Here is a 24,911-nt window from a genome sequence, read left to right as displayed (position 1 = left end):
TTTTGTTTAAATCAAAGCCATTTAATGCTGTAAATAAAGATCGTGAGAGGGTGACTTGCTAAGTGGCTGGTAAATATACTGGCTACTTACATGTTTAAGATCTTTTAAGAAACAATCACGCCAATGCACAATGTCATAGTCCATCAGGCCTTGAAATAGCGCCTGATAACGTGCAATACGTTCAGACTTCGGCATTTTCACTGCCAGCTTTAAGGCTTTGATCATGCTGTTGTTATCATGAGGATCGACCAGTAAAGCTTCACGCATTTGCTCAGCAGCGCCCGCATATTTGGACAGAATCAAAATGCCCGGATTTTCTGGATCTTGAGCAGCAATATATTCCTTCGCTACCAGATTCATGCCATCACGTACCGAATTGACCCAGCAGATTTCTGACTTGCGATATAAACTCATCAAGGCATGATGGCCTAAAGCATCATAATGACAGTCAAAGACCGGTTGATCTGTATGAGGGAAATCCTGATTTAGCTGATCGACACCTAGTTTTAAATCCCGATACAGATTGGCATAGGTCGGAACTTCCAGTCTGCAAGGACAGGCAATCTGAAACTGGCGTATCTTTGACAACATTTCAGGAGTTTCCTGGAAACATTGACGCAGCGCATCCACCTTCTGTAATAAGCCCTTACTATAGTCAATTCGGTCTACTGAAATGATATGTTTAACATCAGGTGATGAACTGAAATCAAATGGCAGTTCAATATGAGTGAGTTGTCCCGCACGACGCTGGATTGCAGTAGGATGCACACTGATCGGATAAGCTTTTACTTCTACCTGACGCTGTCCATTACGCAGAATATTGTTGGTATGTGCAGTTAGAGACAAGGTAGTTTTCAGGAAATCATAACAGTTTCTCTGATCCTGCTGCGTTTGCATGCCAAGCAGATCATACTGTGCCAGATGCGCTGCAAGATGCTGGCTGCAGTCTAGATCTTGCCATTTTTGTGTCTCTGGAAATGGAATATGCAGGAAGAAACCGATACGATTGCGCATGCCCAACTGACGGCAGTAATGTGCAACACTTAAGAAATGATAGTCATGCACCCAGATCATGTCACCCGGTTCAATAATTTTCTGCAACTGGCGGGCAAACTTAAAATTGACATCCTGATAGATCCGGTAATCCTGATCTGAGTAATCAATATATTGATTCTGGTCATGCATTAGCGGCCATAGTGCACCATTCGCAAAACCGCAGTAAAAACCCTGATATTCAGCTTCAGAGAAACTACAGGTATGATATTCAATCTGCTGATCTTTCAGGACGTCAAAGGAATTCTGCCTATATGCCGTCTTTTTGCCATTCCATCCCATCCAAATGCCACCTATACCATTTAGGGCATCTTCCAGAGCAACCGCAAGACCACCTGCCTGAGTGGCATTCGGGTTCGGTAATGTTACACGGTTGGATAATACAATGAGTCGGGACACGTTTTTTCTCCTTTCATTTCTTGTTTTAACGCTTTTAGTGATGTTAAAAATTCATGTAAGAAAAAACCGACATCTGCCACGTCGTCTAAACGAGCTTTGGCTGCGCTTTCTCCTGGGCCAACTTTGATTGACATACCTCCATAGTCATTAATGATGTGAAAACCAGCTTCATCCGTTAAATCGTCCCCAATGAAAATGGGGTAAAACTGCTCAGCTTCAAGATCCTCTAAAATATGCTGGATTGCCGCACCTTTATTGCAACCGTGGGGAACCAGTTCATAGACACATTTGCCGCTTTTTAATTCAAAACTTGAAAATTGTTTAAGATAATTATCAATAATGGCTTTTGCCTGATCTGCATATTCAGGATGTTCACGGAAATGCAGAGCAACTGAATGGGTTTTGTGTTCTACCCGAATCGGCTGCCATTTATGCTGCTGCTCAAGCACACTAGATTTGAGTTGTTCGAGTTCTTTGTGATTGATATAAACAAGTTTTTGACCTATACCATCTTGCTGTAGCAGCTCTATGCCATGTGATCCGATAATATTCCAGCGATAAGGCTGAATCAGTCGTTGTGCTTGCTCGATAGAACGTCCGGTAACCAGATATAAAGGTAAAAATTGCTGGATTTGTGCAATATTATTTAGGGTGGAAGAGGGGATAAAACTCTGTTCAGGATCTGGATGAAATTCTGAAAGTGTACCGTCAATGTCTAAAAATAAAATACAGGGTAAGGAATTATATTTAGCTCTCCAATCCAGCTTTTTCGCTATCTCGGTATAAATAGAATCTAGAACAGCATTTGTAGTTTTCATTGTTAGGGTGTAATAAATTACAGTCTCTTGATGCATTGATTATTTTTATAACATGTCAAGATCTGTGATCTGCTTATTCCTATAATGAATAATACATTTCACCTATCTACTGTAACGTTGCAATATCTTGTAAAAATGTCTTGAAAATCACATTTGTATAAAATTCTCTCTCAATCATAAATTTCAAAAATCTATCAAGATATGAATAAGCATAGTTTTGTATAAGAATTTTAATAATAGAAAAGGGGCATTGTCAGTTTGTAAATGCGGTGTTAAGAAGTGACCTAAAAAGAAAAACAGAGAGAAGGAGATCATTTCGTTAAATCAAACTTAATAAAAACTATGAACATAGATAAAAATGCATGACTCATTGATCGAGGAATGCATCATTATAATAATTAGGATATAAGCAATGAAGCTGCTCAATAAATTTTATGCTGCCATGGCAGCGACGGTCACTGTGGTTGCAGTGACCGTGGGTGTGGTCAATAAAACTCTCACACCCCCAGCAAGTCACTTCAGATTTAAGTTACCTAGAACCACAATCTTTTAATGACTCTACAGGCATGACACAACCTGCCATTACATTAAAAAATACTAAATTAGGAACACGACAGTTCGAAAGTCAAGTTTAACCCCCATTACTCAAAAATGCAGATGCAAAATGGAGCAATTACACTCGCGATTATGATTATCCCAATATGGTCACTTTGCCTGTACAGTGGATTAAAATGCGTGATGGTACCAAAATCGCAATTCGTGTTACCTTGCCAGCTGATCAGAATAAACAACCTGATTTTACTAAACCTCATCCAGTGATTTTAATCCAGACAGCCTACAATACAGGCTTTGCAGGCCAGATTGCGGATATGGCAGGCGGCCCGAATCCTGAATTTGTACGCCGTGCTTATGCCACAGTAGTTGCCGATGTACGTGGTACCGGTTCTTCAGAAGGGGGATGGCAGGCATTTGATGGCATTGAACAGCAGGACAGTTTTGAAATTATTGACTGGGCCGGCAAACAGTCATGGTCAAATGGTAATATTGGTCTCTATAGTGTTTCTTATCTAGGTATTACCAGCCTGCTAGGGGCGTCTACTCAGCATCCAGCCGTAAAAGCCGCATTTCCAATGGTACCAATTGGTGATGGTTAGCGTGATATTTTATTCAATGGCGGGCAGCTTAATACCAATTTTATCCCATTATGGATGAGTCTGGTTGGCTTGCTTGGTGCATTACCAGTTGATGCGATTCAAAATGATCCGGTGAATGGTATTACTCTAAGGCTGGATAAAATTCAGAATTTGCTGAAGGCAAAGCCTCACCATCAAATCATTCTTGTTTTCAAAATTAGCTTTTAAAATATAAGTCGGATTATCTCTTGGGAATGTTAGTAGCTATAAATACAAATTGAATAAATATCATTATTATTATTTAAAACTGAAAAAAACTAACAGATAAAAATTTTATGCTTTATGATCAGCATATTGAAAATGCTTTATGAAAATTCTGCAGGAAGACATGTTAGAACTTCGTCATTTAAAAACTTTAGTTGCTTTACGAGAACATGGTTCATTGGTCGCCGCTGCAGGAGATTTGTGTCTTACACCTTCAGCCTTATCTCATCAATTGCGTGAAATTGATCAATGGTTTGGCGTAGAAGTCGTAAATCGCCGTAGTCGGCCTGTGAGCTTTTCCAATGTTGGACAGCGATTACTTAAACTGGCAGATGAAATATTGCCTCAGGTACAGATTGCCCAAAGTGATATTACTCGTATTGTCCATGGACAGACGGGACGTATTATTTTCTCCTCTGAATGTCATAGCTGCTTTGACTGGCTGATGCCTTTACTCAATCAGTATCGCATCCAATATCCAGATGTAGATTTAGACTTTGCCTCAGGTTTTGAAGCCAATCCGCATGAGCTGTTACAAACTGGTGAGTTTGACTTACTGATTACCGCCGATCCGATCGCATTAAAAGGGATAGAGTATTTTCCGATTTTTGAATATGAGTCACGTTTGGTACTTTCTAATACTCATCCATTGGTACGTGCCAAAGAGATTAGCGTACAGCAACTGGCAGAAGAAACACTGGTGACTTACCCGGTGGATAAACATCGCCTGGACATCATGTCACGCCTGTTTATTCCCGCAAATATTTTACCAAAGCAGATCCGGACGACTGATTTAACCCAGATGTTGATTCAGCTGGTGGCAAGTGGACGCGGCATTGCAGCACTACCGGACTGGGTGGTGAATGAATATGAGCAGAAAGGCTGGGTAAGCTCACGCCGTCTGGATTGCGTCGCACCTGAAGGGTTACGTCGTACTTTATTTGCAGGCTATCGCACTGAAGAAAAACAGAAAGATTATTTTGAAGGATTCCTGAAGCAGCTAGAACGGTTCTCCAAGAAAAGAGAGGCATATTATGATTAACGCTTGTTACCATTTCTTTGAAAGTATGTGTTATTCAAGAAAGACTCTGATCCACTGTTCAAACTGAAAGCTTGAAAATAATCCAGCCAAGACCAGAGCCTTCCATTTCAACTCAAGCCGCAAATAAAGGACTGAATCCATGCTTACGCAGCAATTTCCGGTACATGCTGGAACTGCGATCTGCCGGGAAATGTGCTTCTAAAGACAAGTCCAAAGGCAGATATTCAGGTTCCTGGTTTTCGACGATTAACCGGTCTTCTTCAAAAATTTTCAGGTTAAAGTCATAGGCATCTTCAACTGGCAGGTCTTTGTCATAATTCCGGCAGATGGGTGCAAACAGCCGCGTAGTACGTGCTGTCATAGGCGAAGCTGCATTCATAATGACCTGTTTGGCATCATTGGGAAAATGAATGGTCAAGGTCGCGGTAAAGGGTACACTGATCTCAAAATGGCGTAGCCATTTAAAGTCTTTTGCACCGCGCTGATCCAGCCCGATCGGATAGCGTCCAACGGTACTGATATAGTCAGCAGCAAAACCATCATCGGTTTCATAGGTTTGATAATCGGGTACTTCTGAATTATCCGGATCGCCAAAAGTATCTGGATGTACCCATGCAAAGTGTGCGACATCAATAAAACCTTCTAGCTGCCGACCGGCAAAACACTGAATATCAACTTTCGGGCAAACCAGTTGCTGGTAATCTGCTTCATCCCAGTAAGGCATTTGCGGAATATTTGCTTCAGCCTGTTTATCTGCCAGCAGTGAGCACCAGATCAGACCATATTTTTCTACTGCAGCATAGGTTTTTAGATTGAAACGCTCAGAGATTTTTTGCTGCGGATGGGCCGGGATACGATTACATTTTCCACCTGATCCAAAGCGTAGACCGTGATAAGGACAAACCACACCTTGTCCATCATTTTTTCCCAGACTTAAAGCAACCCCTCGATGTGGACAGGTATCTCGCGCCACAATAATTTCATCCTCCATTTTATAAATTACCAAGGGCATATCCAGCAACATGGTCCCGATTGGCTGTTCAGAGACCTCGCGTGCCAAGGCTACCGGATACCAGTATTGCGCTAACAGGTGCCAGTCATGTTCTGAAAATGTCATATGAACAGGTAAGTCAGGCTGATGCGTGAGGATGGTTTTACTATTCATGATTGCCTCAAATCGGTGTTATTCGATTGAATATAGATCAACAGGCTATTCACCGAAATTAGAGAAATCCGTATGAGGTATTAAGAAAATTAGAATACTCTTTAGCATTTGAAGATCATTCTCTTTTATATGTGAGCATATTTTGAGAATTAACGCGTCTTTACGGAAAAGGTAGACCTCACAAATCATTTATTAGGCTGCTTGCTGAGAAATCTGACTTTTTAGCTGTTCCATCTGTTCAATAATATGCTTGATCATTAGCTGGGAGGCTCGTGAAATCTGACGTTTTGGCGCCACGCAAAGGGCAATGGTCAAAGGACGTACACCTTTTTCCGTAATCAGTTTAAAGATCAGTTCATCGCGTTGCAGTTCCGGGAAGACATCCAGATAACTCAAGATGCCAATACCGGTATTGGCCTTGATCATGCTGTTCATCAGGCGGATATCATTAGATTCCGTTTTACGTGCCGGAATGAATTTGTGATGTTTGTACATGGCCTGTACATAGTCATGAATGATTAGCGGCTCTGCTGCAATAAAATGATTGTCATCCAAGGTATCTGAAAAATAGATTCGTTCAGCCTCAGCAAGGGGATGCTGTTTGGACATGACAAAGCCCAAAGGTAATTCCAGAAAATGCAGTACTTCCAGCTGATGATGGGCTTTGGGATTAAGAATCAGCCCGAAATCCAGTTCGGTATCGATAATTTTTCGGGCAATCACTTCACTGTCTGCCACCCGTATATTGAAATTGATCCAAGGATACTGCGCATACATATGCTGTAGTGACTGCATTACAAAGCCTTCGCTCAAGGCAGAAATTAATCCAAATTCGATACTGCCACGTTTGAGTCCCTGAATTTCATCAAAGCGGATACAGGTCTGCTGAAACTCCTTTTGCCATTTTAGAATATCGGCATATAGCATTTCACCCGCTAAAGTTAACTTCAGTCCGTTTGGCAAACGTTCAAACAGATCAATACCTAGCTCTTCTTCAGCCAGGGCGATCTGCCTGTGAACCGCAGATACCGAAATAAACAACTGATCTGCAGCCTTACGTAAACTGCCACTTTTCGCCACTGCAATAAAGTAATCAGAAAAGCGTGAAAACGGGGTATTTATCAATTTACTCAAGCCTGTTTCACCTGTACTTAAAATTCAATAAAAGCTTTATGCGAGTTTTATGCCAAAGCAGGAAGCTAAGGTCCAAGCCAATCAAGTATTACAAGGTACTGTTCTAATTTTTAGAATGATTTATACGAAACATTCTAATAGACGAAAAAGTAAAAAAACGAGTAGTTTCAATTGTAAATAACCGGAACGCTAGCCAACACAAACAGCGTTTCAGGGGGATTAAAAACATTCAGGATTTTGCAGAAAAAAGGTTTGATATGAACGCTATTCCAATGATCAATGTATTTAGCAAGCCATGCTACAGCCAGTTTGATGATCAGGATTGGGAGATTCTGGCGCATCATTGGTATCCGGTTGCACGTATTCAGGACGTGAACGAAAAGCCACAGCAAGTGACTTTGCTGGATGTCAAACTGGCAATTTATAAAACTGAAAGCGGCGTCATTCATCTGGTACGCGATATCTGTCCGCATCGTGGTGTACCATTGAGCAAGGGCTGGGTTTCTGGGGAAAATATTGTCTGTCCCTATCATGGTCTGCAATACAACGAACAGGGAAAATGTATCAAGATCCCAGCGCAACCCGAGTTGACTAAAATCTCAGACCGTTTCTCGCTCACAAAATTTCCAGTCGTAGAAAAATACGGTCTGATCTGGACCAGCCTGTTTAGCCGGAATGAAAGTGCTGCCAATTTCCCGGTACTAGATACCTGGGATACCGCAGAACATCAATCTATTTTACCGCCATTTGTGGATATTGCTGGTTCGAGTGGTCGTCAGTTAGAAGGCTTTATTGATGTCGCGCATTTTGCCTGGGTACATCACAATGCTTTTGCCGATCGTGATAATCCGGTGGTGCCGAAATACAATACCGAACGTACGCCATATGGTCTGCATACTGAATATGTCAGTAATGTCAGCAATTATCCTCATGGCATGCAGCATCTGGCACCTGAAGGATTTTTATGGAAACGCGTGTTTGATGTCTATCCACCATTTTCTGCGATATTAACTGTGCATTTTCCAAATGAAGGCATTCTTAAAATCCTGAATGCCTGCTGCCCGGTGTCACACAACCAAACCAGACTGTTTGTACCATTAACCCGAAATTTTGATACCACTGGCGATTTACAGGCAGTTTATGATTTTAATGCACAGATCTTTGCTGAAGACCAGGAACTGGTAGAAAGTCAAAAACCGGAAGAGCTGCCACTGGATATTTCCATGGAAGCACATTTTGAAGCAGATCGCTCATCAACAACTTATCGACGTATATTGGCAGAATGGGGATTAAGTAAACGTTATATTGTTTAAAATAAACCAGTATATTTTTATTTAACAAGCAGGGGCTATATTTAAATAAATTATACTTTCTTAAAATGCAAAGAATCTATTTAAATATTCAATCATTTAAAATTTATTCTAGTATAAATAAGCCGTCCAAATCATCAGCAGATATTAAATTTTTTAAGACTTTCTAATGATGTGGGACGGCGTGCTACCCAGTTGGGACATCATCCCTTTGGAGCAGTACTGGTGGCGCCAGATCATGAAACGGTGCTGCTCACCCAATGTAATATTGATACGGTCAATCATGCAGAATCGACATTAGCCCGTATTGCTGCCACCAATTATCTAGCAGATTATTTATGGCAATGTACGCTTTATACGGCAGTAGAACCTTGCTGTATGTGTGCTGGAACCATCTATTGGGCTAATATAGGCCGTGTAGTTTATGGTATTTTGGAAAAATATTTACTTGAATGTACCGGTAATCATCAGGAAAACCCAACGATGAGTGTCAGCTCACACTATATCTTTAGCCATGGACAAAAGGACATTGACTTGATTGGACCAGTACCTGAGATTGAAGCTGAAACGGTCAGTTTACAAAAGCAATTCTGACAAAGCAGATAAGCCTTTTTAGAAGAAAATCCCATTTTAAGAATGGGATTTTTTATTTTTACAGAAATTATTTTAAATATAAATGCCCATTTTAATAGCATTTACTTATATCAAGCGCACTTATTTAATTCATTTTATTTAATATTAAAAAAATTATTTATTAATAAATATTAAAATAATAAAATATTACTTTTATTTTAAAAGAAATAAATTAAATAAATCATTTTTTAATCAAGTTGGAATAGTTATTGCTAATTATAAAAAGAACCGATTTTACTCATCTGAGTAAAGTTATTGATTAGTGTGCATGGGGCACAAGTACAAAAAGAGCGGAAGAGAATGAAAGAAAAAAAGATCTTTAAAACCGGATTCAAAACACTGATGGGGATACTATGTGCGGGTGGCCTGGTGGCGGCATCAATGACTCATGCACAGGATAAAGCAGCATTTGTATATATTGGCCCAACCAGTGACCATGGCTGGACCTATTCACATGATCAGGGCCGGATCAAGGCTGAAAAAGCGCTGGGCGGCAAATATAAAACCTCCTATATCGAAAATGTTCCAGAAACTGCCGATGCAGAGCGTGTTATCCGTAACCTGGCGCAGCAGGGCAATAAAGTCGTTTTTGCCACCTCATTTGGCTATATGAATGCCATGGAGAAAGTCTCCAAGCAGTTCCCGAATACGGTATTTATGCATGCCACTGGTTATAAGCAGGGCAAGAACCTGGGGGTATATGACGTTCGTACCTATGAGGGTGCCTATATGCTCGGTGTGGTTGCTGGGCAGAAAACCAAAAACAATGTTTTAGGTGTCGTGGCATCATTCCCGATTCCTGAAGTGGTGCGCAACATCAATGCTTATACTTTGGGTGCGCAAAGCGTGAATCCAAAAGTGAAAACCAAAGTGATCTGGGTCAATTCATGGTTTAACCCGGGCAAGGAACGAGATGCTGCATTGGCATTGATTGCTCAAGGTGCCGATGTGTTAATGCAAAATACTGATTCTCCGGCAGTCGTTCAGGCGGCTGAACAGAAAGGGGTCTATGCATTTGGCTGGGACTCGGATATGAGCAAATTCGGTTCTAAAGCCCATCTGGCGGCTTCGGTACTCCATTGGGAAAAAATCTACACCCCAGTGATGACTCAGGTCAGCAATAAAACATGGAAGCCAAGTGCACTGTGGTATGGGGTAAAACAGAAAGCAGTCGATATTGAAAGCTTCGGACCAATGGTAACTGCGGGTGAGAAAAAGAAAGCACTTGCTGTTCGAGATGCGATCCTGAAAGGTACCTTGCACCCATTTACTGGCCCGCTCTATAAACAGGATGGTTCAATGGTCATTGCTAAAGGTAAAACACTGGATGATGCCACCCTGAGCAAAATGAACTACTACGTAAAAGGTGTAGAAGGTTCACTTCCGAAATAAAAAACAAAATAACAGCCATCACATCATTCTAAACACAGGCTCATGATTCATCTGGCCTTTAGCAAAAAGCAGATGAATCAACCAGCCGCATAAATCAGGGCACTTATGATGAATCCAACACATGATCTGTCTACACCTATGCCCAAGATGAATACAGGTTCAGGCAAGGATATTCCGCGACTGGAGCTGGTCAATATCTGCAAAAGCTACAACTCACTCAAGGCAAATGACCAGATTCATTTGACTGTATACCCTGGACAGATCCACGCCATTTTGGGGGAAAATGGTGCTGGGAAAAGCACCCTGATGAAAATTATTTATGGTGCAGTCAAAGCCAATCAGGGACAAATTCTGTGGAATGGTAAAGAAGTCCGAATAGACAGTCCATCAATGGCGAGAAAACTCGGGATCGGCATGGTCTATCAGCATTTTTCCCTGTTTGAGACCCTGACTGTTGCTGAAAATATTTTATTGGGACTGGATGAAAAAGTAGATTTACCGAACCTGAGCAAGAAAATTATTGCCGTTTCTGAACAGTATGGTTTACCTGTCGATCCGCGAAGGGAAGTTCATTCCTTATCGGTAGGTGAGCGGCAGCGTGTAGAAATTATTCGTTGCCTGTTACAACATCCAGCGCTGATTATCCTGGATGAGCCGACTTCAGTTTTGACACCCCAAGCGGTACGGCAGTTATTTAAAACTCTGCGTATGCTGGCATCTCAGGGAGTTTCTATTTTATATATCAGTCATAAACTGCATGAAATTAAAGAACTCTGTGATGAAGCCACGATTTTGCGTAATGGACAAGTCACCGGAAACGTCGATCCACGAGAAAAATCGACCAGTGATTTGGCCCGCCTGATGATTGGCCGTGATTTACCCACTTATATACGCGCAGAATATCAGGGCATACCAGAAACCTGTTTTCAGGTTGAAAATCTTGGCTATCAGTCTGATGATCCTTTTGGTGTGTCCTTACAAAATATCAATCTTAGCGTTCAGGCAGGTGAAATTGTCGGTATTGCCGGTATTTCCGGAAATGGACAGGCCGAACTGCTGTCTTTATTGTCCGGCGAAGCGCTGACCAAAACCGGCAGGCTTGATCTGGAACAACAGGAGATTACTGCATTAACTGCTGGCCAGCGGCGTAATGTGGGACTTGGGTTTGTACCGGAAGAACGTTTAGGTCGTGGTGCCGTCCCCAATATGACATTGGCTCAAAATGTGCTATTGACCGCCTATCGTCAGAAATTCACCCGTTGGGGCTTAATTAAATTCTCAGATATCCAGACTTTTGCTGAAAAAATTATCAAAAAATTTGGGGTTAAGGCCAGTGGTGCGAACGCAGAAGCCCGTTCTTTATCGGGTGGGAATTTGCAAAAATTTATTGTCGGCCGTGAAATTCTGCAGAATCCAAAATTCCTGATCGTGGCTCAGCCCACATGGGGCGTAGATGTAGGTGCTTCCATGTTTATCCGTCAGACGCTGATCGATCTGTCACGTCAAGGGGTCGGTATTCTGGTGATTTCCGAAGAACTCGAAGAACTGTTTGAGATGAGCGATCGCATTTGTGTACTCGCCAATGGCGAGCTGTCGAATCCAGTTCCAACCCAGCAAACCAATGCAGAAAGTATTGGCTTACTCATGTCTGGCATTCAACGCCATGAAGCGACCTCGGCCACGGCAGAGGAGCAACACGCTCATGCTTAAGACTTTATTAGAACAACAAATGATTTGGGGAGGATGAGCACATGCATTTACTCGAACCACGTGAACATCCGTCACAACTGATGAAATGGCTGTCACCAGTTATTGCCCTGGCAGCCATGCTGGTCGTTGGCAGTATTTTATTTTTAATGCTGGGGATTAGTCCTGCACAGGCCATGTATGTATTTTTTATTGAACCGCTGATGACTTCCTATGGCTGGAGCGAGTTGGCCGTTAAAGCGGGCCCTCTAATTCTGATTGCCTTGGGTTTAGCTGTTGGGTTTCGTGCCAAACTGTTCAATATCGGTGCCGAAGGTCAGCTGATCATGGGTGCCATTTTTGGCGGCGGTATCGCACTGCTATTCCATGAACAGGCAGGTTGGTGGATTTTACCTCTTATGATTTTTATGGGCGCAATTGGCGGTGCCTTATGGGGCGCAATTCCTGCATTACTGAAAACCCATTTTAATGCCGAAGAAACCCTGACCACCTTGATGATGAACTATGTCGCACTGTTTGTATTGCTCTATCTGGTTAATGGTCCTTGGCGTGATTCAGAGGGCATGAATTTTCCGCAAACTGTCATGTTTAGTGAAAGTGCAACCTTACCGATGATTCTGGAAGGAACACGGGTTAATGCTTCAATCTTTATCATCGCTGTGGCTGTGCTTCTGTTCTGGCTCTTTATGCGTAAAAGTATGACTGCTTTTAAACTGGAAGTCAGCGGACAAGCACCTTTAGCTGCTAAATATGCTGGTTTCTCATCTTCAAAAGCGATCTGGCTGAGTCTGGTGATTTCCGGAATGATGGCGGGGATTGCCGGGATATGTGAAGTAGCAGGCCCAATTGGTCAGCTGAATCCGAGCCTGTCACCAGGTTATGGCTATGCTGCAATTATTGTTGCTTATCTGGGTCGTCTGAATCCGATTGGTATCGTACTTTCCGGATCATTAATGGCATTGATTTATCTCGGTGGAGAAATGGCACAAATGCAATTACAGCTTCCGGTTGCGATTACCGGGATATTCCAAGGCTTGCTGCTGTTTTTCCTGTTGGGATCGGATGCCTTGATTGATAACCGTTACCGCTTTGCCAAAAAACGTGTAGTGCCTGCAGCTGAACCTGCTTCGGCAAATGCTTAACAAGATCGGAGGAAGAACAATATGGCTATAGAAATGACCGCAATTCTGGCAGGCACAATCGCCGCAGCAACGCCTCTAATCTTTGCAGGTTTAGGTGAGTTGGTGTCACAACGCACTGGGGTAATTAATTTAGGTGTAGAAGGCATGATGCTGGTCGGTGCCATTGCCGGTTTTGCCTTTGCTGCCCAATATGAAGCCAGTGTATTTAGTGCCTTATTGATCGGTGGGCTGGCAGGTATGCTGATGGCATTGATCTTTGCTTTCTTCACCTTATCACTTAGTACTAATCAGTCGGCCTGTGGTTTGGCTTTAACTATTTTTGGGCTGGGTATTTCTGCATTTTTAGGTCAGAACTATGTCAGCATGGCTTTACCGGGTTTAAGTAGCTGGAATATACCTGTACTGGCAGATATTCCCTTCATTGGTCCAATCCTGTTTCAGCAAAACTATGTGGTCTATCTGTCCATACTGGCATTTTTTGCTGTGTGGTTTGTATTGGCAAAAACCCGTCTGGGCTTGCTGTTAAAAGCAGTAGGAGAGTCACCTGAAAGTGCACATGCCATGGGTTACCACGTACTGGCTATTCGCTACGGCGCCGTCCTGTTTGGCGGCTTGATGGCAGGTATTGGGGGAGCATTCTTATCTACTGTATATACCCCAATGTGGATTGAAAATATGGTCGCAGGTCGGGGCTGGATTGCAATTGCTCTGGTGGTCTTTGCTGTCTGGAAACCATCCCGACTGATGCTGGGTGCTTATCTGTTCGGTGGTGTGACCATCCTGCAGTTTCATGCGCAGGCATTGGGGATCAAAGTACCCAATGAGTTTTTAGCAGCTCTGCCTTATCTGGCGACGATTGTAGTACTAGTCGTAATTTCCCGAGACAAGAAACTTTTGAAGATGAATCTGCCAGCGTCATTAGGCAAAACGTTTGTGCCTTAAACCTATCAATTAAAAAGATGATATAGAACAAAATGAAAATATTAGCAGCAGCCTATGTGCTGACCATGAATAGTCAAAATGAATGCATCAAAAATGGGGCGATATTGATTGAGGGAGACCGAATCAAGGCCATAGGAACCAAGACCGAACTTACCCAAAAATATCCCAATGTCATCGTGCGTGATTATCCTGAAGCCCTATTAATGCCAGGCTTAATCAATACGCACTGTCATTCCGGACTATTAAGAGGCACTGCTGAAGGACTGCCAGTATGGGATTGGCTGGAACAGTTTATTGATCCAATGCATCGTGTGCTTCAACCTGAAGATGCCAAGGCTGCCTCGTATTTGTGTTATGCAGAAGCGTTATTATCCGGTACCACGACCATTGTTGATATGTGGCGCTACATGGATGGCAGTGCAGAAGCCGCACAACAGCTTGGTATCCGTGCTATCTTGGTACCTTATGTCGCCGAGCACCCTGACCATGACTATTTTGAAACCCTAAAAACGAATGAAGCCCTGATTAATCGTTGGCATCAGCAAAGTCATGGCCAAATTCAGGTCTGGGTGGGCTTAGAACATCTGTTTTATGCTGAACCTCATGCACTCAAACGTATTCAAAGCTTATGCCAGGATTATCAGACCGGTTTTCACACCCATAGCAATGAAAGCCAGTTTGATGTCCAGGAAAACTTGCGCCGTCATGGTGTACGTCCAATCCAGACACTGGAACAGCTGGGTCTTTTAGATTTGCCACATACCTTACTTGCACATTGTGTGTGGGCAGATTCTAATGAAATTCAAATTTTGAAAGAACACAATGTTGGAGTTGCCCATAATCCAGTTTCAAACATGAAACTGGCCTCAGGTGCTGCGCCTGTACTGGATATGCTCAAACAGGGAATTGCTGTCGGTTTAGGCACAGATGGAGAAAAAGAAAATAACAATCTGGATATGTTTGAGGAAATGAAGACGGCTTCTTTATTGGCCAAGTTTTCTTCTTTGGATGCAGCAGCCCTAGATGCATGGTCTGTTTGCCAGATGGCCACCTGCTTAGGTGCAAAGGCATTGGGCATGCAGGATCAGATTGGTAGCCTGCAAGTGGGGAAGCTAGCTGACATTATTGCTGTAGATATCGCTACCCCACGTATGACGCCGTTGGTGGATGAAGGCCGATTATTTAATTTATATACTAATCTTGTACATGCTGTTCAGGGACAGGATGTCATCATGACCATGGTTGGCGGTAAAATTGTCACTGAAGGTGGGCAATTGCTGAATGCAGATCTACAAAGCTTAATCGATGAAGTCAATCGGGTTACACCTTTACTCTTTAAACGACGTGATGCATGGATGGCACACACAGGTCAAGCTATCAATGAATTAAATCGAAATTCAGCTGAGGAAACTGAATAAATACGATCTTAGCAATGAGGTATATTGCAGGCTGTATAAACCAGTAACCCAAATTTAAACCTGTATACCTATCCTAATCGCATCGTCCTATTTTAGTGATTTCAAAGATTCCACATATCATGATGACGCTAAGCAGAAATATTCGAGGAGCAGATTATGCTGCCATTTATGTGGTCGGAGATCTGCATGGTTGCTATCGCCTTCTGATGCAAGAATTGGAAAAAATCAGGTTTAATTTTGAGCAAGATTTGCTGATATGTACCGGTGATCTGGTGGATCGAGGCAGTGAAAATCTGGAATGTATTTCTTTATTAGATCAGCCCTGGTTCTTGAGCGTCCGCGGCAATCACGAGGAAATGTGCATCAAAGGACGTGATGATGTATGGATTCAGGATATGCATGCACGAAATGGTGGTGAATGGTTCTATCTATTGTCCACCGAAAAACAGGATGAACTCAGCGAAATCTTCTCTCAGCTTCCATTGGTCATTGAAATTCAACTTGAAGATAAAAAGATTGGCATTTTGCATGCGGATGAAGATAAAAAGATTGGCATTTTGCATGCGGATATTGATATCCATGACTGGAATCAGTTTAAGACAAACATTGCCAAGGGTGAACGAAAAATTCCGGGCTTAACTTCAGCTTATACTAATGCATTATGGGGGAGAGGCCGTATCCGGCATCATTCCAAGCGCTATGGAACCGTTAAAAATATTGATGAGGTCTATTTAGGGCATACCATTGTGAAAAGGCATACCCAGATTGATAACTGTCACTATATTGATGTCGGTTCCTCTTATACGCAGCAGCTGTGTATCGTCAAAATTAAATGAGGATAAGGGCGGTGGTATAAAAGATCTCCTTACGAAGAAATAAAAAGCCATCAATATGATGGCTTGATCAAACGATTAATTAATAGGATTTATAAGGTAAAAACTTGCCAGACAATACGACATTTACCCGGTCACCGTTTGGATTTTCCTCACGCTGAATATCCATGCTGAAGTCAATTGCGCTCATAATGCCATCACCGAATTCTTCATGGATCAGCTCTTTAATAGTCGAACCATATATATTTACAACTTCATACCAGCGGTAAATTAAAGGATCCGTAGGCACACTGGTTGGTAAAGAGCCTTTATAAGGTACAATTTGCAGCCATGCCACTGCCTCATCACTAAGGTCAAAAATCTGACCAATTTTCTCTGCCTGCTGTTTATTAAATGCCATTTGTCCCAGGCAGGCAGCCGTTACCCATTCTTTAGAAAGACCAATTTCTTTGGCGACATCTGCCCATTTAATTGACTTTAAAACTTTCGCTGAAATGATCATGTCAGTTACTTGTTGACGATGGGTAATCATAAAAATCTCCAGATTATTTTTGAAATACATTTATGTGAATTTTCATTAATGCAGTTCTCATGCCAACTAGAGGACGAAATTAGTTTTAAATAGAGTGCAAAAAATTGAATGATTTTTAAATAATTTATGGCACAGCTTTTGCTTCATTTATAACAAGCATGGCAATGGCGCCATAACAAAATTACCTGTTCTGATATTTAAGGCAACGACGCCTAAGGTTTCAAAGACCTTAGGCGTCTTTTTGTTTAAAAACAGGTCCAGATATTAAAAATGAGGACGATGACATGGCATATCTTGCTCCTGCAGAGTTTGCAAAAAAAGTGGTAGATGCGGGTGAATCCAAATTACATATGGCAACCCGTGATGTATTGATTCGTGCCTTTATGGCAGGTGCGATTTTGGCGCTGGCAGCGGTATTTGCCATTACCATAGCCGTGCAAACAGGATCAGCACTAATTGGTGCGCTCCTGTTTCCAGTTGGTTTTTGTATGTTGTATTTATTGGGCTATGACCTGTTAACTGGGGTGTTTGTACTTACGCCGCTGGCATGGCTAGATAAACGCCCAGGGGTGACATGGGGACGTATTCTAAAAAACTGGGGCTTGGTGTTTGTAGGGAACTTTACAGGCTGTTTAGTCGTTGCGGTGCTCATGGCAGCGGTTTATACCATGGGTTTTGCAGCGGATCCAAACCCTGTCGGCGTGAAAATTGCGCATATTGGTGAGGAGCGGACATTAGGTTATGCCGAATACGGATTCGCCGGCTGGATGACTATTTTTATCCGTGGCATGCTGTGTAACTGGATGGTGTCATTAGGTGTCATTGGCGCGATGATGTCTACTACGGTGAGTGGCAAATTCATTGCCATGTGGATGCCAATTATGCTGTTCTTTGCCATGGGCTTTGAGCATTCTGTAGTGAACATGTTCCTGTTTCCATTTGCCATGATGATGGGCGGTGACTTCTCGATTGCTGACTACTTCCTATGGAATGAATTGCCGGTTGCTTTGGGTAATCTGGTGGGTGGTTTGGCATTAACAGGTCTGGCACTTTATACCACCCATGTCCGTACTGGTGTTAAAAAAGAATTTTAATATTCAGCATTTTATAAAGGGATCGTATAGATCCCTTTTGAGCTTTCAGCATGAAAAAAACATTAAAAGTCAGTATTGGGCAATATTCTACTGCCGGAATTAAACAACAGAACCAGGATTTCCATGGAGTATATCTGCCCGAAGGACATGTGCTGAAACAGAAAGGTATTGCCTGTGTTATAGCGGATGGAATCGGTAGCAGTAATGTCAGTCATCTTGCAGCAGAAACCGCTGTTGGCAGTTTTTTATCTGACTATTATTCTACTTCAGATGCCTGGAGTACACAGACTTCAGCAGAACGGGTGATCCGCGCGACCAATTCATGGCTTTATGCACAGACTCAACAAAGTCAAGGACGTTTTGATAAAGACCGAGGTTATGTCTGTACCTTATCTGCACTGATTTTAAAACAGCAACAAGCCCATATTTTTCATGTTGGTGATAGTCGTATTTACCGCATTCGCGATCATGAAATTGAATTACTGACCCATGATCATCGTGTCTGGTTGTCATCCAGAGAGCATTATCTCAGCCGAGCCTTAGGTGCAGATTATCGTATTGAAATTGATTATCGAAATATTGAGCTCAAAGAAAAAGATATTTTTTTACTGATGACCGATGGGGTCTATGAATTTGTCACAGATCAACAATTATTAGATTTAACTTTAATAGATGCAGATTTAAATCAACTTGCCAAAGCATTCGTTGAAAAAGCCTTAGAACAGGGCAGTGATGATAACTTAAGTCTCCAGGTGATCCGTGTAGAACAGCTGCCTGAACTGAATCAGTTTCATATTCAGCAGGATTATGTATTTCCACAACAGCTCAGTAAAGGTGAAGTTTTTGAAGGTTATGTGATTGATAAGATTTTGCACCAAAATCATCGCAGTTGCCTGTATTTGGCACACGATACTCAGCAGCAGCCTTTGGTCATAAAAACTTTGGGGGTAGATTTACAGCAAGATAAAAATGCCGTAGAGCAGTTTCAACTCGAAGATTGGGTATCGAAACGTCTGAAACATGACAACCTGATGCACTGTTATCCACATAACACTGAGAAAAAATATTTATTCCAATGTTATGAATATTTGCAGGGTGAAACCTTGGCTCAATGGCTGCATCGCCAGGAAAAGCCTTTAAAGCTCGATGATATTTTACCAATTTTGCAACAAACGGCCTTGGCTTTAAATGCAATGCATCGGCTGGAGATGCTGCATCAGGATATACGGCCAAAAAACATCATGGTTTTAAATACAGAAAGTGCCATGAAAATTAAATTGATTGATTATGGTTCAACAGCAGTAAGAGGTCTGGTCGAAATTAATCCTAAAAATGCGAATCGACCCCTCGGAACCTTGGCATTTATGGCACCGGAGTATTTTATTGATCATTCGCCATCTGTACATTCAGACCAATTTTCTTTGGCGGTCATGGCCTATTATTTACTGACCAAACAATTACCTTATGGGACAGATTTAGCTCGGTGTAACAGTTTAAAGCAGCTTAAAAAAGTTCAATATCATTCCATCAGGAAATATCGGCCTGATTTACCTATATGGTTAGATAAAATTTTAGGCCAAGCGCTGAGTATTGAACCGAGACATCGTTTTGAGGCTTTGTCTGAACTCATTCATAATCTAACGCATCCTTCCAAAGAATTATTAAACTCTAAACCACCAGCAATCATTGAACGTGATCCTTTACGTTTTTGGCAAATGAGTTGCGCCGTATTAGGGCTATTATTTTTACTGAGTATTGCATGGCCATTTATTTGAAAAGACAGGATCAAACCATGCTTAAAATTAGCGGTATATAGATAAGTTTTTATTCAAACTAGACCATAAGATTGAATATCAAAAGCGCAGCAATCAATCAACAACCAGATAAAACAAGAACCCTATAGTTGTCATTTGAATAGACTTCTAAGATAAGCAGATAACAACAAAAAAGCAGGGAACCACAATGTCTGCTCAAATTTTATCGTCTATCCTGAGTACTGCCATAATATTGGCATTCGCTGGATGTACATCGTCATCCAAGTCTCCGATTACAGACAGTTATGGTCCTCAACCTGAGCTGCCTGAACCTAAATCCAGTTTGTTCCCTGTCGTTAATATCGCACCAGCCAAAGGCTGGCCAGTAAATACTATGCCTACACCGGCTGCGGGTTTAAAAGTGCAGGCTTTTGCCAAAGGTCTTCAGCATCCACGTTGGCTCTATGTTCTGCCGAATGGAGATGTATTGGTGGCGGAAACTGATGCGCCGCCCAAGCCTGAAGATAGTCAGGGGATTAAGGGTAAAATCATGAAAATGGTCATGAAAAGGGCAGGATCTTCTCATCCAAGTCCTAACCGTATTAGTCTACTTCGTGATAATAACCATGACGGCGTTGCTGATCAGAAAACAGTATTTTTGCAGAATTTAAACTCACCATTTGGCATGACCCTAGTTGGAAATACACTATATGTAGCAAATACAGATACTTTAGTAGGTTTTCCTTATCAGCCAGGTATGACTCAAATCAAAGAAAGTGGTCGCAAAGTATTGGCTTTACCGGCAGGTCCCTTAAACCATCATTGGACCAAAAACGTGATTGCCAATCCTGAAGGAACCAAACTCTACATTACAGTTGGCTCCAACAGCAATGTAGCTGAAAATGGCCTAGACCAAGAAAAAGGACGAGCTCTGATCATGGAATTTGATATGGCCAGTTCTAAGGCACGTCCATTTGCAACTGGCTTACGTAATCCTAATGGCATGGATTGGCAGCCTCAAAGTGGAGCATTATGGACTGTAGTTAATGAGCGGGATGAAATCGGGAATGATTTGGTACCTGACTATATGACCTCAGTGAAAGACGGCGCTTTTTATGGCTGGCCTTATAGTTATTATGGTCAGCATGTAGATAAACGGGTAAAGCTGCAAAATCCTGGACTGGTAGCACGGGCGATTAAACCGGATTATGCATTGGGCAACCACACGGCATCATTAGGTTTGAGTTTTTATAAAGCTGAGTTAATGCCTCAATATCGCGGTGGTGCACTAATTGGTCAGCATGGTTCTTGGAACAGAAAACCACATAGTGGCTATAAAGTAATTTTTGTACCATTTAGTAATGGTCAGCCTTCCGGTACCCCAAAAGATGTCCTGACAGGCTTTTTAAGCAAAAATGGAGAGGCATTAGGAAGGCCAGTGGGTGTAACAGTAGATTTATCAGGCGCAATATTGGTTGCTGATGATGTAGGAGATACAATTTGGCGTGTGTCACCAGATGAACAGGTCCGTTAATCAGCAAGAAAAGGGATAGAGATATTGATGTTTATATTCAAAAACTTAAATACCAGTATGCTATAGTTTTACTTGAGACAATATTCAAAAAAAATAAAAGCCTTATAGTCTCTCCCAAAACTATAAGGCTTAGCGGCTGTAGTCTCTTCTTTTATTACTTACTATCCCGGTAAGTTCGCTGTCTTGGCGACTTTATTATCGTTATAATGCGATTATTATCAGCTTTCCTTGCTGACTCTTTATGTGAAATATAATGTCAAAAATTTTGACGATAGAAAATAGGGTAATTACTCTAATTTGTGTAAGCAATTTCCTACAAAAAATAACACTTTTATACAAAATAAAACATTATATGAAAATTCTTGTACATACATTCACTTCTAATACGCTCAAACCAATGTATTTTAATGTTTTTTTATTAATAAATAATTAATACAGTACATACCCTTTAGGTATCATTGCTTAACCAAATAACTATAATTAACCTCTTCTAAGAAGCCAATTTAACAAATTAATAGCAATCTATATTCTCCATCATTTTCAACAGGAGCTCTATGCACACAGGGTAAAACTTGCTGTGCTGGATGATCAACAGCGAGTCGCCAGAGATTTCCCGTGTCTAAATTAACAGGCTTTGCATCAGCTTTAGCCCGATAATGCAGATCGAAGAAATATTCTTCCAGAAACGTCTCAAACTCAGTTTCTGGTCCGTCATGTAACTGCTTGAGTTGTTCCCTGATTTCAGGAATCAAGATTTTTTGCTCAACCTGGTTATTGGGCAAAATCTCGCTTGCAGCACCGTGATAGATGCATAAAAATGTATCCGTTTCGATAGGGGAGCGATCCACATGGTAGGAATAGACATCGGTCGAAATAAAATCAAACTCATCATCCCGTTCGTAGGATTTCAGCAAATTCAGGCAAGGGGAAGCGCCGTAGTCAGTCAGTAGCTGCATATCTTTTAATATGATTTCTCTAGCCACATGACCCTGTTCAGAAAGCTGAAGCGCCAAAAGATCTTCAACAGAAACTTCAATCATATTTTCTTTTAAATCTAGTTTAGCGACGATTTCTTTAAAATCACCAGACAAATTTCTAGACCAGCAGATGGCATTCGCCTCACCCAGAAAATCCGAATATACGAGTTCAGAAAAAGTTGAAACCACTCGAACTTGAGGATTGTCAGAAAAGGTATTGGTCATTTCAGAATGAAGTCGCTACTTATAAATCGTGCTCAATAATACACTTTGATATTTAGAAATGAATAATGATCGGCAACATAAATTAGAATCTTAATTTTTCTATTAAAGTATAGATCATTATTTATACACTCCACTCATTAAGATGAATTTAACTCATCTTTTACTGAATTTATATCGTTTTACTCATGTTTGGATTCACGCTTAAATACATCCATACAGAAATTTGCTTTTTTTATAAAAAATTTAGGTGGCATATCTCCATGAGTACAGCATTCCAATGTTCAATTAAACGTATTCGTTTTGATGAGAACTACGAACCAGCAAACAATACACGTCTAACCACCAACTTTGCCAATCTGGCACGTGGTGAAAGCCGTCAGGAGAATCTTCGTCGTACACTTGAGATGATTAATAACCGTTTTAATAGCTTGGCAACTGCCGATAATCCTAGAGGTGATCGTTATTCACTGGAGATCGATATCATCTCTGCTGAAATTGATATTGAGGGCAATGGTCAAACCTTTCCCTTTATTGAAACCTTGAAAAGTACCATTATCGACCATCATACCAATGAACGCATTGAAGGCATGATTGGGAATAGCTTCTCATCTTATGTACGTGATTATGACTTCAGTGTGGTATTGCCATCACTCGGCTGTAAGGCCAATGAAAAACCTGAAGACTTTGGTGACCTACACGGCAAGCTGTACCAGCATCTTGTGAATTCAGCAGTCTTTAAAGCTGAATTTAATAAACAGCCTGTGATTTGTCTGAGTGTTTCCACTACGAAAACCTACTACCGCAGTGCCAATGTGCATCCTGTTCTAGGCGTGGAATACACTAATGATGACTACTCACGTACCGATGAATATTTTAAAAAAATGGGCTTAAGTGTTCGCTACTTTAAACCTGAAAATGGCAATGCGCCGTTGGCATTCTATTTTGCGGGCGATTTGCTGCATGATTACACCGATTTTGAATTGATCAGTGCGATTAGCACCATGGAAAGCTTCCAGAAAATCTATCGTCCTGAAATTTACAACACCAATTCACCCGCAGGTGTGGTGTATCAGCCTAGCCTGAGCTATGGCGACTATTCATTAACTCGCATTGTCTATGATCGTGTTGAACGTGGGGAACTAGCAGTCAAACAAGGTAAATGGACAGAGGAAAACTTCATCAAGCCATATAAAGACATTCTGGATGAATGGGCTGCCAATTTTAAAGTAGCAACGGCTCAGCAAGACAACGCTGCCTGATAGATCACATATATAAACGAATTTAGAGAAAGAAGATTAGACATGGCACTTTTACAACCTGAAAAGTTACTCCCGACCTCTACAGCAGGCAGCTTGCCAAAACCGTCCTGGCTGGCAGAACCTGAAAAGCTCTGGTCAGCTTGGAAACTTGAAGGTAAAGAACTACTAGAAGCGAAACGTGATGCCTTAAAACTGTCTTTGCATGAACAAGTCCATGCTGGCATTGATATTGTCAGTGATGGTGAACAGACCCGTCAGCACTTTGTGACCACGTTTATCGAGCATCTTGAAGGGGTGGATTTTGAAAAACGTGAAACTATGCGTATCCGTAACCGTTATGATGCCAGCGTACCTTCAGTAGTCGGTGAAGTTTCCCGTAAAAAAGCAGTGTTTGTGGATGACGCAAAATTTTTGCGTAGCCAAACCACGCAGCCGATCAAATGGGCACTGCCTGGCCCAATGACCATGATTGATACGCTGTACGATGGTCACTACAAGAGCCGTGAAAAACTGGCATGGGAATTTGCCAAGATCCTGAACCAAGAAGCACTTGAGTTAGAGGCAGCAGGGGTTGATATCATTCAGTTTGATGAGCCAGCATTCAATGTGTTTTTTGATGAAGTGAATGACTGGGGCGTCGCGACTTTAGAGCGTGCGCTTGAAGGTCTGCAATGTGAAACTGCGGTACACATTTGTTATGGTTATGGCATTAAAGCCAATACCGATTGGAAAAAGACCCTCGGTAATGAATGGCGTCAGTACGAAGCAGCCTTCCCTAAACTGCAACAATCTAAAATTGATATCGTGTCACTCGAGTGTCAAAACTCGCGTGTACCGATGGATCTGATTGAGCTGATTCGGGGTAAAAAAGTCATGGTCGGTGCGATTGATGTTGCAAGCAATCAAATCGAAACGCCTGAAGAAGTTGCCAATACACTGCGTAAAGCATTGCAATTTGTGGATGCAGACAAACTGTATCCATCAACCAACTGTGGGATGACACCGTTGTCTCGTCAAGTGGCTCGGGGCAAACTCGAAGCACTAAGTACAGGGGCAGCGATTGTTCGTCAAGAGCTGGGCGCTTAGCACGAAATGGTCTTCACCAGAGGAGGGTAAATGATCCATAGATTATTTACCTGACTTTGAGTAAA

Annotated in this window: 22 protein-coding genes; 16 read left to right on the top strand and 6 right to left on the bottom strand. The window is 41.8% G+C overall.

The window, feature by feature from the left end; all coding sequences use genetic code 11:
- Positions 1–21: 21 nt before the first annotated feature.
- Complete coding sequence (locus F899_RS08355; protein ID WP_005222087.1) at positions 22–1,452, bottom strand: trehalose-6-phosphate synthase; 1,431 nt, start codon at positions 1,450–1,452, stop codon at positions 22–24.
- Positions 1,419–2,306: a trehalose-phosphatase gene (gene otsB, locus F899_RS08350; RefSeq protein WP_005222084.1), complete on the bottom strand. Its 888-nt coding sequence runs from the start codon at positions 2,304–2,306 to the stop codon at positions 1,419–1,421. The genes F899_RS08355 and otsB overlap by 34 nt, the downstream gene beginning before the upstream one ends.
- 376 nt (positions 2,307–2,682) lie before the next feature.
- Here otsB and F899_RS15655 point away from each other — a divergent pair, with 376 nt between their 5' ends.
- From F899_RS15655 to F899_RS08340, 3 genes are all read left to right on the top strand, one after another.
- A complete protein-coding gene (locus tag F899_RS15655; RefSeq protein ID WP_005222082.1) occupies positions 2,683–2,823 on the top strand; it encodes a hypothetical protein in 141 nt (46 codons plus the stop codon).
- 148 nt (positions 2,824–2,971) lie between these two features.
- Positions 2,972–3,424, top strand: coding sequence for a CocE/NonD family hydrolase (locus tag F899_RS08345; RefSeq protein WP_228127797.1), 453 nt, complete (start codon positions 2,972–2,974; stop codon positions 3,422–3,424).
- Positions 3,425–3,791: 367 nt separating this feature from the next.
- Positions 3,792–4,709 (top strand): LysR family transcriptional regulator, encoded by a 918-nt coding sequence (locus F899_RS08340; RefSeq protein ID WP_004894786.1) that lies wholly within the window; start codon positions 3,792–3,794, stop codon positions 4,707–4,709.
- A gap of 112 nt (positions 4,710–4,821) precedes the next feature.
- On the opposite strand, the gene F899_RS08335 is transcribed toward F899_RS08340, so the two are convergent.
- Together F899_RS08335 and F899_RS08330 are read right to left on the bottom strand one after the other, a co-directional pair.
- Positions 4,822–5,874, bottom strand: coding sequence for an aromatic ring-hydroxylating oxygenase subunit alpha (locus F899_RS08335; protein ID WP_005222077.1), 1,053 nt, complete (start codon positions 5,872–5,874; stop codon positions 4,822–4,824).
- A gap of 192 nt (positions 5,875–6,066) precedes the next feature.
- A complete protein-coding gene (locus F899_RS08330; RefSeq protein WP_034434237.1) occupies positions 6,067–6,996 on the bottom strand; it encodes a LysR family transcriptional regulator in 930 nt (309 codons plus the stop codon).
- 269 nt (positions 6,997–7,265) lie between these two features.
- On the opposite strand from F899_RS08330, the gene F899_RS08325 reads away from it, so the two are divergent.
- The 8 genes from F899_RS08325 to F899_RS08290 all read left to right on the top strand — a co-directional run bounded on the left by F899_RS08325 (position 7,266) and on the right by F899_RS08290 (position 16,388).
- Entirely contained in the window at positions 7,266–8,321 is a 1,056-nt protein-coding gene (locus F899_RS08325) for an aromatic ring-hydroxylating oxygenase subunit alpha (protein WP_005222075.1), read from the top strand.
- Between the two features lie 117 nt (positions 8,322–8,438).
- Entirely contained in the window at positions 8,439–8,912 is a 474-nt protein-coding gene (locus tag F899_RS08320) for a nucleoside deaminase (RefSeq protein WP_034434008.1), read from the top strand.
- Positions 8,913–9,251: 339 nt separating this feature from the next.
- Positions 9,252–10,343: a BMP family ABC transporter substrate-binding protein gene (locus tag F899_RS08315; protein WP_005222073.1), complete on the top strand. Its 1,092-nt coding sequence runs from the start codon at positions 9,252–9,254 to the stop codon at positions 10,341–10,343.
- A gap of 105 nt (positions 10,344–10,448) precedes the next feature.
- Positions 10,449–12,053, top strand: a complete 1,605-nt coding sequence (locus F899_RS08310; protein ID WP_034434005.1) for an ABC transporter ATP-binding protein — start codon at positions 10,449–10,451, stop codon at positions 12,051–12,053.
- A gap of 41 nt (positions 12,054–12,094) precedes the next feature.
- Positions 12,095–13,192, top strand: a complete 1,098-nt coding sequence (locus F899_RS08305; RefSeq protein ID WP_005222071.1) for an ABC transporter permease — start codon at positions 12,095–12,097, stop codon at positions 13,190–13,192.
- A gap of 21 nt (positions 13,193–13,213) precedes the next feature.
- Entirely contained in the window at positions 13,214–14,134 is a 921-nt protein-coding gene (locus F899_RS08300) for an ABC transporter permease (protein ID WP_004809345.1), read from the top strand.
- Between the two features lie 32 nt (positions 14,135–14,166).
- The gene (locus F899_RS08295) at positions 14,167–15,552 is read left to right on the top strand and encodes an amidohydrolase family protein (protein WP_005222070.1); all 1,386 of its coding nucleotides are present in this window, start codon (positions 14,167–14,169) and stop codon (positions 15,550–15,552) included.
- A gap of 119 nt (positions 15,553–15,671) precedes the next feature.
- Positions 15,672–16,388, top strand: coding sequence for a metallophosphoesterase (locus F899_RS08290; protein WP_005222069.1), 717 nt, complete (start codon positions 15,672–15,674; stop codon positions 16,386–16,388).
- 79 nt (positions 16,389–16,467) lie between these two features.
- Here the strand turns inward: F899_RS08290 and cynS are convergent, their stop codons facing one another.
- On the bottom strand, positions 16,468–16,917 hold the full coding sequence (gene cynS / locus F899_RS08285) for a cyanase (RefSeq protein WP_005222068.1): 450 nt from the start codon (positions 16,915–16,917) through the stop codon (positions 16,468–16,470).
- Positions 16,918–17,201: 284 nt separating this feature from the next.
- On the opposite strand from cynS, the gene F899_RS08280 reads away from it, so the two are divergent.
- The 3 genes from F899_RS08280 to F899_RS08270 all read left to right on the top strand — a co-directional run bounded on the left by F899_RS08280 (position 17,202) and on the right by F899_RS08270 (position 21,299).
- Positions 17,202–18,011, top strand: coding sequence for a formate/nitrite transporter family protein (locus tag F899_RS08280; protein ID WP_000323725.1), 810 nt, complete (start codon positions 17,202–17,204; stop codon positions 18,009–18,011).
- Positions 18,012–18,061: 50 nt separating this feature from the next.
- The gene (locus F899_RS08275) at positions 18,062–19,786 is read left to right on the top strand and encodes a bifunctional protein-serine/threonine kinase/phosphatase (RefSeq protein WP_005222067.1); all 1,725 of its coding nucleotides are present in this window, start codon (positions 18,062–18,064) and stop codon (positions 19,784–19,786) included.
- A gap of 187 nt (positions 19,787–19,973) precedes the next feature.
- The gene (locus F899_RS08270; protein ID WP_005222066.1) at positions 19,974–21,299 is read left to right on the top strand and encodes a PQQ-dependent sugar dehydrogenase; all 1,326 of its coding nucleotides are present in this window, start codon (positions 19,974–19,976) and stop codon (positions 21,297–21,299) included.
- A 503-nt stretch (positions 21,300–21,802) separates the two neighbouring features.
- On the opposite strand, the gene F899_RS08265 is transcribed toward F899_RS08270, so the two are convergent.
- Complete coding sequence (locus F899_RS08265; protein WP_005222064.1) at positions 21,803–22,501, bottom strand: hypothetical protein; 699 nt, start codon at positions 22,499–22,501, stop codon at positions 21,803–21,805.
- A gap of 260 nt (positions 22,502–22,761) precedes the next feature.
- Here F899_RS08265 and F899_RS08260 point away from each other — a divergent pair, with 260 nt between their 5' ends.
- Both F899_RS08260 and F899_RS08255 read left to right on the top strand, forming a co-directional pair.
- Positions 22,762–23,760: a putative oxygenase MesX gene (locus F899_RS08260; RefSeq protein ID WP_005222062.1), complete on the top strand. Its 999-nt coding sequence runs from the start codon at positions 22,762–22,764 to the stop codon at positions 23,758–23,760.
- A 42-nt stretch (positions 23,761–23,802) separates the two neighbouring features.
- Positions 23,803–24,846, top strand: coding sequence for a methionine synthase (locus tag F899_RS08255; protein ID WP_005222060.1), 1,044 nt, complete (start codon positions 23,803–23,805; stop codon positions 24,844–24,846).
- The last annotated feature ends 65 nt before the right edge of the window (positions 24,847–24,911 follow it).

It is taken from the genome of Acinetobacter sp. CIP 101934 (assembly GCF_000369585.1).
GTDB lineage: Bacteria > Pseudomonadota > Gammaproteobacteria > Pseudomonadales > Moraxellaceae > Acinetobacter > Acinetobacter schindleri.
The sequence above is the reverse complement of the archived record's forward strand: the minus strand, read 5'-3'. Positions and strand labels throughout refer to the sequence as shown.